Here is an 11,999-nt window from a genome sequence, read left to right on the forward strand (position 1 = left end):
CGCCTCAGCGGGGCTGGCCGCAGTTCCCGGCGGCGCAGCACGAGCTCGGCCCCGGGTTGTCGAACAGGATGCAGGAGACGACAGCGCCATTGCACCGATCGCACGCGCCGCCCGGCAATGTCCAGTACCAGCTGGACGCGGTACAGCCGTTCTGCGCATAGCAGGCGTCATGTACATCGCAGCAAGCGCCGTTGCTCCCGCAGCTGTCGCCGAACCACACCCAGGACGGCAGATCGCACCCGTAGTTGTCGTACTCCTGGCCCTCTAGCGAATTCACGACCTTCGACTGGAGGTAGAGCGCCCCCTTGATGGAGTCCTCCAGGGTGGGCAGCTCGTCGAGCTCGGGCCGCAGGCTGCCCTCGACCGGCGCGCCCTGGGCCTCCGCGCCGTCCTGGGCGAGGAGCGTCCAGCGGATCGTCTCCCCCTCGGCGCTGCCAAGCTGGTAGTCCACCGAGAACTGCGGTGTCCCTGCGCGATCGTAGATATCCACGCGCACGAGCGACGGGCTGAGCTTCGCGCTGTGCGCGACCACGTTGTCGAGATCCATCGTCAAGGTCTCGGGGCCGGTGGCCACCTCCCGGGGCGACTCGTTTTCAGCCTCATCGCCCCCGCCGGCGCACCCGATGGCCAGGGTCGAACCGCACACGACGAGCGCAACGATGCTGGACGCGAATTGCATCATTCTCATGACGATCTCCCTTCGTTTTGCCGACGAGGCTGCCTTCGGGGCGCCGTCGACACGTTGAGGCTCAAAGCAAATCGGACGCGATTGATTTAATTGGAATGGCCTGTCGGTCAAGACGATCTTGTAATTCGAGCCTGTAGCAAAAATGATAGATCCTCGTCGATCCACCCCTGGTCCTCGGCATTGGTATCCCATGTGCACGAGCGCGGGACGTGACGTGTTTGCCTGGGCTTCACGACGGCTGATGCGGGCTCGTCAGCCGGCGCGGGCTCGTCCGTTGATGCGGGCTCGTCCGTTGATGCCGAGTCGTCAGATTCGTGCTCACCAGAGGTCGGGATCGAGTCGATGGGCGTCCCCCTCGACGTCGACCGCGTCGACCTCGACCACGGCGCCGCCTTCGTCGACGCGCCACGAAGCACGCCGTCGGCGATGCACTTCGGACCCGCGCGGCGCGGCGCTACCGGGGCGCGCGGTATCTCGCCACGACGACGGTGATGTCGTCGTCGGCGCTCGAGCACCAGCCCTCGACCTCGCTGAGGATCCGGTCGCGGATCACCTCGACGGGCGCGGACTGCGCGGCCTCGATCGCGGCGCAGAGCCGCTCCAGCCCGAACTGCTCCTGGTGGACGTTGCGGGCCTCCGTCACCCCGTCGCTGTAGAGCACGAGGACGTCCCCGTCCTCCAGGATGAGCTCGGAGTCCCGCGTCATCGCGTCGATCGCGGGGAACACGCCGAGCCAGACGCCGGTGCTCGGGATGCCCACGCAGCGCCGCGTGCGCGCCGAGCACACGAGGATGTCGTCGTGCGCCCCCGCGAACGTCACGCGGCCGCTCCGCTCGTACCGCAAGAGCAGCAGCGTCGCGTGCTCGTCCCGCTTCAGGCGACCGCGGACGTTCTTGTAGATCGCCCTGTTGAGCGCGGCGATGTGCGCGCTCGGGCTGGCGCCCGGGTTGCTGCTCGTCAGCGCCGACACCATGCTCTGGATCATCAGCATCACGAGCCCCGCCGCGAGCCCGTGCCCGGCGACGTCGCCTATCCCGAGCCACCCGCCCCCGGGCGTCGGGATGACGTCGTAGTAGTCGCCGCCGACCTCCGTGGCCGGCGTCATCGCCGCGCTGATCTCGAGCCCCTCGATGTTCTGCAGCTGCTCGGGCCCTTCAGGCACGAGCGTCGTCTGGATCCGCGCCGCGACGAGGCTCTCCTCGCGCCCCCGCTCCTGCTCCAGCCGCTCGCGCAGCTCCACCTGCCGCACCATTTCACGGTGGAGCGCCACCGTCTTCACCGCAGAGGCGAGCTGGAGGCGGAGGGCGTCATAGACCATCTCGTTCGCGCCGCTGTCGAGCGCCACGACGCCGAAATGCTCGGTGTTCCCCAGCATGAGCGGCATCACGACCGTGCTCCTGCGCTCGCGCGCGTCCAGGAACCCGGGCGGGGCGAGCTTCTGGACCGGGAAGATCTCGGCGGGAGGCTCCACCTCGCGGCCGTCCTCCATCAAAAAGAGCGGCTTCAGGGTGGTTCGCTGGGCGTCCTCGTAGAGCGAGATGGCGGCGTGCGTGAAGTGCAGCCTCGGCATCTGCGAGGCCAGCATGCGCTTGAGGAGGGGCAGGCTCAGGCACGTCGAGAACCACCGCGCGCTCCAGCTCAGGTTGATCGAGGTGACCTCGACATGAAGGCGCTGGCGCCCGTCGGCGCGCACCGACGCGCTCCCGATGAGGACGCGGCCAGCGTGCCAGAGCCGCTCGAGCGCCTCGTTCGTCGCGGCCGCGGCCGGATCCTCGGGCGGACGGCGGAGCTGCGCGCGGAGGAGCGTGATCACGCCCTGGAACAGGTCGAGGAACACGCCCTCGAGCGCCGCCATGTCGAGGAGGCGCTCCAGCGCCTGCACGAAGCGGCCCTCCCGCCCCTCGAGCTCCTCCTCGAGCGCCGACAGCAGCTCGGCGGGCCAGCCCCCGAAGGCGGCGGCCGGGATGCCCACGGCCTGCTCCAGCGCGCGCTCCAGCTCGTCGCGCCGGCCGCCGAGCGACGGCGCGCCGAGCGGCGGCGCGACGAGCGACGGCGGCGCGACGAGCGGCGGCGGGGCCACCGTGAGCGGGCGCACGACGACGGGTCGGGACGCGCAGCCGCACGACTCGCGCCGCGTGAGCTCGATCTGCTGCAGGTTGAGCTCCGGGACGTCCTCGCCGTCGAGCATCCGCAGGACCGTCTCCACCGCGATCGCCCCGAGCCGCTTGATCGGCTGGCGCACCGTCGTCAGCGATGGATTCGTGTAACGCGCCGCGCCGACGTCGTCGAAACCGCACACGAGGATGTCCTTCGGGACGCCGATGCCTTGCGCCCTGAGCAACTCGATCGCCCCGAGCGCCATGTTGTCGTTCGCCGCGACGACCGCGTCGAAACCGATCCCGCGATCGAGGATCTCGCGCATCGCGCTGCGCCCGGTGTCGATCGTGAACTCGCCGAACGCGACCAGGCGCTCGTCGTACGGCACCGCGCGCGCGTCGAGCGCCCTCCGGTATGCCTCGGCGCGGATCCGCGCCTCCCCGTTGCTCGGCGGGCCGCCGATGTACGCGATGCGCCGGCGCCCGTGGTCGTCGATCAGGTGCCCGGCTGTCATCTCGATCCCGAGGCCGTTGTCGACGACGATGCTGGGGACGCCCTCCAGCGCGAGCCCGATGCTGCAGAGGGGAACCGGCGCGAAGCTCCGGCAGAAGCGCCGCAGCTCCTCGACGCCGAGGTAGTTGCAGAGCGTCCCCGAGGCGACAACGACGCCGTCGACCGCCTCCGCGGCGACGAGGCGATAGATGCTGTTCTGGACGGCCTCGGAGGAGGCGTCACCGGCGAGGATCTCCCCGACGGCGAAGATGAGGTGGACGTCGTGCGCCTCCGCGGCGCGCTCGACGCCGATCCGCACGGACGATTGGAACTCGCCGCGCATGTAGTCCATCAAGAGGGCGATCGTCCGGCGCTTCTTCGTCATGGCCGCTCACCCAGATGCGGTGTCGTCCCCAGGTTCGGCTCGATCCCGGAGCTGCTCGCGGCGACCGACTCGACCCTCGAGCTGCTCATCGACCGTCCACCTCCCGACCGGCGCGCGCGCGATGATGGCTCGCCAGCCGCTCGCTCGGAAAGGACGTGATGCAAGGGAACACGGGAGTCGCCCTGGCGCGGTTCAGGCGCTGACACGGTTGGACGAGCGTACGTCGCCCTGCGACCGGATCCAATCCCTTCCCGCGCCGGACGCGCGAGGGCTCACATGTGGATGGCGCTCATGTAGCACAGCGCGCAGAAGCCAGCTCGTTTGTGCCCGTATGCCGCCGCGCGCGCTACACGGAAGGCTTCACCGATGGGGAGCGCGCCATCGACCACACGCCGGCATGTAGCCGCTCCGTGGACCGCGTTCCGAAGCGTCCTCGTGAAGTTTGGCCTCCGAGCCAGGCGCGCTGCCGCGTCAGGCGAGGAAGCCCGGCAGTGGTCCGCAGCTCGGCTCGATGCCGATGCCTTTCGCGTCGTGGCCGAGCGCGTTCATCACCGACGTGAGCAGCTTGTTCGAGCTCTGCGCGGTCGTGTTGTTGATGTAGTTGCCCACGTTCACGCCCAGGTTCTTCCCGCCGATGACCAGGTACTGCATGTCCCGCGGGCTGTGGTTGTGGTTCGTGCCGCTCTCCACCCCCCAGAGGATGATCGTGTTGTCGAGCATCGTGCCGTTGCCCTCGCGGATGCTCGCGAGCTTCTTCGCCAGGTACGCGATGTGGCTCGCCCAGAAGCGATCGAACGTGATGAAGGCCTCGCGCGTGGTCATCGACTCACCGTCGACGCGGACGCTGTCGTTCGTGCGGCTGACGTGCGCGACATTGTCGTGCCAGCTCTGGCCGAAGCCGAGCAGTCCCTCGTGGTGGCCGCCGGAGAAGCTGAAGTGGTAGTCCGCGACCCGCGTGCGATCGCACGTGAACGCGTTGACGATGATGTCGGCCTGGATCTGCGCCCAGCGCGTGATCGTTGTCGCGTTGTTGGTGCTGTTGTTGTAGCCGGAGGTGTCCACGCGCTCGCACGCCCCGCCGACCGGCTCCGACGTGCCGCCGCCCATGCCCGCGATGCGCTGCTGCAGCTCGAACAGCGACTCCACGTGGAGCTCCAGCTTCTCGCGCTCGGCCTGGCCGAGGAAGCGCTGGATGGTCTTGAGCTCGCCGGTGTTGATCTGGAGGATGCGCTCGTCGGCGCGGCGCTTCGCGGCCGCGAGGGCGTCGGACTTCGGGTCGGGCGTGGACGTCGGCCCGCCGCCGTCGAAGTCGACGCCGCCGAAGATCGTGCTGAAGGCGCGCGCGGGGTCGGCCGTGTGCGTCATAGGCTGGCCGGGGCCGCTGTACGAGATGATGTGGCGCTTGTCGGCGCCGCCGCGATCGGCCGCGCACAGGTGGATGCTCGCGATGGGCGTGCCGCCGCGCAGGTCGGAGTTCTTGAGCAGGATCTGATCGAGCGAGGGGCCGTTCGCGTGGCGTGAGCTGTTGTCGATGAAGCGCGCGCCCGTGAAGAGCTGCGCCATGCCCGCCTCGTGATGGTTATCGAACGTCCAGGCGTGGTCGAGCCGCCGCAAGAACAGCATGTCCTTCTCGAGGCCGCGGAAGTCGGCGAGCGGCTCCTGGAGCTGGAACGTCGACCCGCTGCCGGTCGGCCACCACTCGGGCGGGTGCGAGTCGGGCGTGAAGGCCAGCACCAGCCGCCTGGGCACGATGGTCTGCGCCTCGACCTCGCGGTGGCGCAAGAGCGGCGCCAGGAACATCGCGCCGAGCGCCGTCTTCAGGATGTCTCGTCTGGATACGTCGAAGGGCTTGGGCATGTTCGATCCTCGATGGTTGAAGCTATTCACGCACGCGCTCCACCGTGCTCGGTGAAGAGAGGAGCGCCACGAGCAGATCGCGAAGGAGACCGGTGCGATCGAGCGCCGCCGTGCCCTGCGCGACCGGCGGGATCCCGCGCGCAGACTCGACCTGGCCGAAATAGAAGCGGAAGGCCTGCCGCGCCACGCACTCGCGGACCCAGGTGCTGCGCGACAGCGCTTCCCCCAGCTCGGCGGCGCTCTCGTACTCGCCGTCGACGTCCGTGTTGACAAGCCGGCCCACCGCGTTGATCGGCTGCGGCCCGGCCGCGGGCGCGGTGAGCGACGGGCTCCTGTACTGCTCGAGCGTCCTGTAGCGGCCCGCGCCGTCGAAATTCTCGAGCATGTAGCCGATGTCGTCGGTCAGCGCGTGGCAGGCCTTGCAGGCCGACTGCGCGGCGTGCGTCTCGTACAGCTCGCGCGTCGTCTTCGGGGCGATGCGCAGCTCGCTCTCCTCGATCGGCGGCGGCGTGAAGTTCTCGGGCAACGTGATGTGCTGGCACAGCAGCTGATCGCGGAGGAAGAGGCCGCGGAGCGTCGGGGACGTGAGGTACTGCTTGGCCGTCCTGGAGAGCAGGGCGCCGAGGGAGAGGAGGCCGCTCCGCGCGGTGTCCTCCGCGCCCGAGGGGTCGCTCCGGTAAAAGGCGGAGAGCGCGGGATCGGACCGGGGCACAGGCGCCGTGAGCAGGCTCGCGATCGAGCCCGCCATGCCCCCGTTCACGCGGAGGAAGCCCTGCGTCTCGGCGAACATCGCCTCCTTCACGTCCGCGAAGCCGGGGAACACGTCCTCGAACTTCTCCACCTCGGCGTCGAACGTGTGGAGTCGCAGCCACTGGACGAGGAAATGACCGAGCTGGTCGGCGGCGCCCGGCGTCGAGAGGAGCTGCTCGATGTGGCCAGGGAGCAGCGCGGGATCGGCCAGCTCACCGCGATCGGCGGCGGCGATCAGCGTCGTGGAGGGCGGCGCGCCGAGCACGCTGTACGAGAGGAAGGTCGCGATCTCGTGGTCCGTCAGCCGGAACGCCTCGGTCGCCTCGTCGCTCGGCGCGCCGATCTCGGTCCGGTACAGGAAATAGGGCGAGGTCAGCACGCCCTTCAGCGCCCAGCGGAACGGCAGCGTCGGATCCCCTGCCTCGGCGGCGAGATCGAACACCTCGCCGTAACTGGTCAGGTCCTCCGCCGTCGCGGGCCGCCGGAACGCCTTGCCGACCGCCGCGCGGAGGAAGTCCGCCTTGCACGTCGCGTCCACCTTGCCGCACGGGATCAGCGCGCGGAGCTGCTGATCGCTGAGCGCGAGCACCGCGGCTTCGGCCTTTGCCGCGTACTGCTCGGCCAGGGTCACGCGGACGAGCCCGCTGGTGGACATGTTCGGATAGATGCCGTTGTCCGGCACGGGATCCATGTCGGAGACGTCGACCCGCACGCCGAGCAGGTCCTGGACGGAGCGACCGTATTCCTCCGGGGTGAGCAGCCATGTCCGCGCGCGCAGCGCCGCGGAGGCGGGCTGCGGCGCCGCGTACGGCAAGCTGCCGTCGGCCTGCGGCAGGGGAACGTCGCTGCCGGTTCCGCCGCTCGCCGTTTCCGAGGACGGATCGCCGAGCTGCCCGGTGCAGGCGAGCACCCACGAACCCAGGCCGCAGATCCAACCCAACGATCGTAAGCTCATATCGGATCTCCAGATGAGCGAGCGGCGTCGATCGATACCGCCCCCGTCGAGGAGGCGGGCAGTCCAGACGCTGTCCGCAGGTCAAGCTTCTCGTCATCGTCTACCGTTGTGCAGCTTCCATGGACGATCGGATAGAAGGTGCGCTATCACGCAGCGTGCCTCGTCTGGCGCCGCGGCGGCGGAGCGAAGCCGCTGACGGCAGCGCTCCGGTCGCACGACGGCAGGCCGGCATCACCGCACAGTGATGTCGGGCCTGGGGGGCTCCCTCATACCGCCGCCGATGTGGAAGCTGGTGTGCGGCGGCTGGTTGTAGCTCGCGTTTTGCGCCGACACGTTCGCGCGGTACTGCGGATCGTGCATCAGCGTGTGGATGCGGCGCCTGGTGACCTGATCGGTGGTGTAGATGCGCAGGCTGTTGCCGCACAGGAACACGACCTCCTCGCGCCAGTCGCCGAACAGATCCGCGCTGAGCGTCGGCACCGATTTGCTGCCGTTGATCGAGGTGCAGCCGTTCGCGGTGAAGCCCCGCCCCTCGCCGTCGAAGTTCGTGACCGTGTTGCCGTCGAGCAGCTCGCGGCTCTCGTCGCCGTCCCACCAGATCAGGAAGTTCACCTGGCGGGGACGGGAGCCGATGTTGCGACCGCTCTCCGCGCTGAACAGGCCGGCGGTGTTGGTCCAGGCCTCGCCTCCGGGGCTGTCGGGCGTGATGTCGCCGGCGGCGCCGCGGCCCGGCCCCTCGCCCTCGCTGTTGGGTCCGCGCCACAGGATCTCGCAGGTGTTCGCATCCCGAACGTAGTATGCGGGCTGGCCGCCAGCTTCGGTCGGTTGAAACACCTCGAGCCCGGGGCGTGAGAGGACCAGGTCGGTGATGTGAAGCGCATCGCCGTGTCCGACGCCGTTGACGGCGCACTTGCCCTTGCCGTCGGGACCGATCGTCGCGGCACCCGGGATGATCTCCTGCCTCAAGTCGCCATCCGTATCCGCCACCATCATGCTGTGAGCGCCCTTGCCGCCGTAGGCGCCGTTGCCGCCCGCGGACGAATCGAAGCTCCACGCGAGGCTCAGCTTGCCGTCGCGGTAATTGTACGCTCCGAACGTCGTCCGGGCGTAGTAGCCCCGCTGCATGACGGCGCTCGGTTGGCCCGATTCGTCGAGGAACGCCAGCGAGGCGTTGTAGCGATCCGAGCGGTTGCCGTTGTTGTCGCCGAAGCTGCCGCTCGTGATGGGGGCGTGGTACGCGATGGTCGCGAGCTCCGAGCCGTCGACGCCGCTGAAGATCGTGAGATATTCCGGCCCGCTCAAGATCTTGCCCGCACCGTTGCGGTAGTCTCGCGCGTCGTCATCGTCGGCGGCGGGGCCGGTGTGCAGGAACGCTCCCTTCCCATCGCGTGTGCCGGGCGCCGTCTTGACGGCGATCTCGGCGCGACCATCGCCGTCCAGATCGTACACGACGAAGGGCGTGGTGTGCTCGCTCTCGCGGATGTTGATGCCGAGGTCGATACGCCACAGGAAGGTGCCGTCGGTGTCGTAGGCCGCGAGCTTGGGCTGGCCGGTGCGGCCGTCTTGCGACGGATCGCGCGGGCTGTTCTGCTCCTTGACGACGAGCTCGTAGTCGCCGTCGCCGTCGAGATCGCCGGGAGAGGCGTCCCCGGCCTCGTAGTTGTTGGGCGTCTGGAGCGGGATGGTCAGGTAGTTTCGCTCCCACGTGGGCGTGCCCGGTTCCCCGTCGCGCGTGTTGGCCGAGTCGCCCTGCTCCACGCCATCGATCACGGCGCGGACGGTGTACTTCGCGCTCCCGGGGGCCCCCGCGTCGACGTAGTTCGTCGAGTCGGTGATGGGGGCGTCGTTCACCTTGGTGCCGTCGCGGTAGACGTTGAACCCGATCCCAGGATCCTCGTAGCCCATCAGGCGCCAGCTGATGAAGTTGCCCTCGCCCGAGCGCACGGCCACCACGCCGCGGCACAGGTTCTCCATCCTGACGTGGCCCGTCGCGGCGGCCGGCGTCACCCCGCAGATGGACTCGCCCGGCCCGTCGGCGCCGCCCGCGCCGGAGCCTCCACCGCCCGACGAGCCGCTGGACGCCTGCCCCGACGAGCCGCTGGACGCCTGCCCGGAAGAGCCGCTGGACGCCTGCCCGGAAGAGCCGCTGGATGTCTGCCCCGAAGCGCCGCCGGACGCCTGCCCGGAAGAGCCGCTGGATGTCTGCCCCGAAGCGCCGCCTTCATTCTGAGCGCCACCAGACCCCTCAAGGCCCGACTCGGACCCGCTGCACGCACCCAGGCCTCCCGCCACGGCCAGGGCCATGGCCCCGTACGCAATGCCTCTCATTGTAGTACTCGCCTTTCAAGCCAATCGAGAAAAAGCCAGACGGCGACGCCGACGCTGCCGGAGCGTGGCGCGCGTGAGCTTGTCGCGGATCACGCCGCGACCGAGGGGCCGCAGAGCCGCCGCCTCGGGACGTCCGGGATCACCGCTTCCAGAGCTCGACAGGTATGTGGGATCGGGTGCTCGCTTTCGGTCACCACTCTGGGCGCCACTCGCGATTTTTTTTGGCGGACCCCGGATGAACCGTAGGAGCAGAAATTTACTCGGGATCCTTGACCCGCGGGTCGGTTTGCTCTTCGCTTTTCCCCGGCCATGAAGCTCGTCATCCGCTCCGCTGGCGTCTGGGGACATCCCAATCTCCGGACATGGGCGCCCGACGATCCCGACGCGTTCGCCGAGCTCGTGATGCTGGACATCGGGCCCAGGAAGGGGGCGGGCGCGGATTCCTTCACCCTCAGGATGGCCACGCCCGCGGGGCTGGACCGGCTGGAGGCGCGCGACGGAATCCTCGCCACCCGCCCGCTGCTCGTGATGCGCCGGTATGACTTCGACGATCTCTGGCGCTGGCTAGAGCGGACCGTCGCGTCCTGCGAGGCCGAGACCTGGCCCGCCTGCGTCGAGAACCCCCGGCGTTGCTTCGCCTGGGAATACGAGAGCTACCGGGAACCGTGACGCGGCGCGCGCTCTCCTGCCCCTCTCGCCGCGATGCTGCCTGAACCCGCCTGAAACGAGCAGGATTTCAAGCCGCCAAGACGCCAAGGACGCCAACACACTGTCTTCTTCTTGGCGTCCTTGGCGTCTTGGCGGTTCATTCCTCGCTCGCTCAACGTGATTGATCGTGGTTCTAGCGATCTTCGGCGTCGTGGGTCACGTCGACGCCTCGGAGCGCCTGCTGGGCGATGCTGAGGAAATCGGTCTCGGTGATGATCCCGACGAGCTGCTCCTCGTCGCCGAGCACGGGCAAACAGCCGATCTTGTGATCGAGCAGCAGCTGGGCTGCGTCGGCGGCCGGGGTCGTCGGTCGCACGGTGAGGACGCGCCGGGTCATGATCGACGCGATCGGGATCGGACTGCCGTCGAGGCTGCTCGCGTGGCGGAGCATGTCGCGATCGGAGACGATCCCGACGACGCGCCCCCTCGCGTCGACGACGGGGATATGCCGGATCTGCGCGAGCTTCATCTCGAGGTTCGCGGCGCTGATCGCGTCGGCCTCCTTCAGCGCGATGACCGCGGTGCTCATGTAATCCTCGACCCTGCGATTCTCCTTGAGCTTCATCGGACAGACTCCTTGCGCCCTCGGCACGCATGAGCATGCCTGCCGCCGTTGCGCGCTCCGCTCCCTTGCGCCTGCCCGAGGACCCATGCAAACGGCCGACCAGCGCGCTCCCGCGCCCCGGAAAGGCCGCGACGCCGGGCCGCCTGCGCAAGGCCTGCGACGCGGTGAAATTGCTGCGCCTCGCGCGCCTTGCCGGGCGCGCCGTCAGCGCTTCAGCGCCAGACAGGCGGTCGTGGCCAGGAGATCTTGACTTCCGGATGGCGCCTGGGCCTCCTGGGCCTCACGCCATGCCGACGGACGGACCCTCGTGGGACGACCTGCGCATTCTGCTCACCGTTCACCGTGAGAAGAGCTTCCTCGCTGCGGGCAAGGCGCTCGGGGTGGCCACGTCGACGATCGCCCGGCGCATCGAGGCGCTCGAGCGGGCCCTGGGGCGGACGCTCGTGCACCGCGGCAACACGGGCGTACAGGTCGACGCCGAGGCGCTCGCGCTGGTGGGGCTCGGGGAGAACATCGAGCTGGGCCTGGAGGCGCTGCGGCGCGACGCCCCTGACGCGACGGTGGCCGGCACCGTGCGGGTGGCGGTGAGCGAGGGCTTCGTGCGGCTGACCACGCGAGTCCTTGCCCGCCTCCGTGTGAAGCACCCGGCCCTGCTGCTCGAGCTCACATCGGAGTCGCGCATGGTCGACCTCGCGCGCCGGGAGGCCGACGTGGGCATCCGCGTCGCCCGCAGCGGGTCGGCCACGCTCGTCGAGAAGCCGATGGGGCGCGCCCACCTCGCCCTGTTCGCCTCGCGCAGCTACGTCGAGCGGCGCCTGCCCACGGCGCGGCTCGGCCGCGACGCCGCGGGCCGTCACGACTGGGTGGGCTTCGACCGTGGCCTGGAGCGCCTGCCGCACGAGCAGTGGCTGCGGGCGTACGGCGCGACGCGCTTTGTCTTTCGATCCAGCTCGTTCACGGCCATCGAGGAGGCGGTGCTCGCCGGCCTCGGCATCGGGCTGCTCGGCGAGGCGCACGCGCTCGGGCTCGACGAGCTCGTGCGCATCGAGACCGACGAGCGGCCCCCTTCGGCCGACGTCTATCTGGCATTTCACCGCGACGCCAGGAAGACGCCGCGGGTGCGCGTCGTGGCGCGCGAGCTCGAGGCCGAGCTTCGCCGTCACCTCGGCTGAAG

9 protein-coding genes are annotated in these 11,999 nt (G+C 69.4%); 3 read left to right on the plus strand and 6 right to left on the minus strand.

The window, feature by feature from the left end:
• Positions 1-4: 4 nt before the first annotated feature.
• The 5 genes from WMF24_RS26455 to WMF24_RS26475 all read right to left on the minus strand — a co-directional run bounded on the left by WMF24_RS26455 (position 5) and on the right by WMF24_RS26475 (position 9,168).
• Positions 5-688, minus strand: a complete 684-nt coding sequence (locus tag WMF24_RS26455; protein WP_437730167.1) for a hypothetical protein — start codon at positions 686-688, stop codon at positions 5-7.
• Positions 689-1,142: 454 nt separating this feature from the next.
• On the minus strand, positions 1,143-3,662 hold the full coding sequence (locus WMF24_RS26460; RefSeq protein WP_437730168.1) for a SpoIIE family protein phosphatase: 2,520 nt from the start codon (positions 3,660-3,662) through the stop codon (positions 1,143-1,145).
• A gap of 471 nt (positions 3,663-4,133) precedes the next feature.
• Positions 4,134-5,519, minus strand: coding sequence for a DUF1552 domain-containing protein (locus WMF24_RS26465; protein WP_437730169.1), 1,386 nt, complete (start codon positions 5,517-5,519; stop codon positions 4,134-4,136).
• Positions 5,520-5,541: 22 nt separating this feature from the next.
• The gene (locus WMF24_RS26470) at positions 5,542-7,224 is read right to left on the minus strand and encodes a DUF1588 domain-containing protein (protein WP_437730170.1); all 1,683 of its coding nucleotides are present in this window, start codon (positions 7,222-7,224) and stop codon (positions 5,542-5,544) included.
• A 231-nt stretch (positions 7,225-7,455) separates the two neighbouring features.
• Positions 7,456-9,168 carry a rhamnogalacturonan lyase gene (locus tag WMF24_RS26475; RefSeq protein WP_437730171.1) on the minus strand — a complete coding sequence of 571 codons (1,713 nt, stop codon included), beginning with the start codon at positions 9,166-9,168 and terminating at the stop codon, positions 7,456-7,458.
• Between WMF24_RS26475 and WMF24_RS26480 the strand changes: the two genes are divergently transcribed.
• On the plus strand, positions 9,143-9,454 hold the full coding sequence (locus WMF24_RS26480) for a hypothetical protein (RefSeq protein ID WP_437730172.1): 312 nt from the start codon (positions 9,143-9,145) through the stop codon (positions 9,452-9,454). The two genes, WMF24_RS26475 and WMF24_RS26480, sit on opposite strands and share 26 nt — an antisense overlap.
• 407 nt (positions 9,455-9,861) lie before the next feature.
• Positions 9,862-10,221: an immunity 8 family protein gene (locus WMF24_RS26485; protein WP_437730173.1), complete on the plus strand. Its 360-nt coding sequence runs from the start codon at positions 9,862-9,864 to the stop codon at positions 10,219-10,221.
• A 172-nt stretch (positions 10,222-10,393) separates the two neighbouring features.
• Here WMF24_RS26485 and WMF24_RS26490 read toward each other — a convergent pair whose 3' ends face one another.
• Positions 10,394-10,825, minus strand: a complete 432-nt coding sequence (locus WMF24_RS26490; RefSeq protein ID WP_437730174.1) for a CBS domain-containing protein — start codon at positions 10,823-10,825, stop codon at positions 10,394-10,396.
• A 287-nt stretch (positions 10,826-11,112) separates the two neighbouring features.
• On the opposite strand from WMF24_RS26490, the gene WMF24_RS26495 reads away from it, so the two are divergent.
• A complete protein-coding gene (locus tag WMF24_RS26495; protein ID WP_437730175.1) occupies positions 11,113-11,997 on the plus strand; it encodes a LysR family transcriptional regulator in 885 nt (294 codons plus the stop codon).
• Positions 11,998-11,999 lie beyond the last annotated feature (2 nt).

This window comes from Sorangium sp. So ce1335 (genome assembly GCF_051521615.1).
Taxonomy (GTDB): Bacteria; Myxococcota_A; Polyangia; order Polyangiales; family Polyangiaceae; genus Sorangium.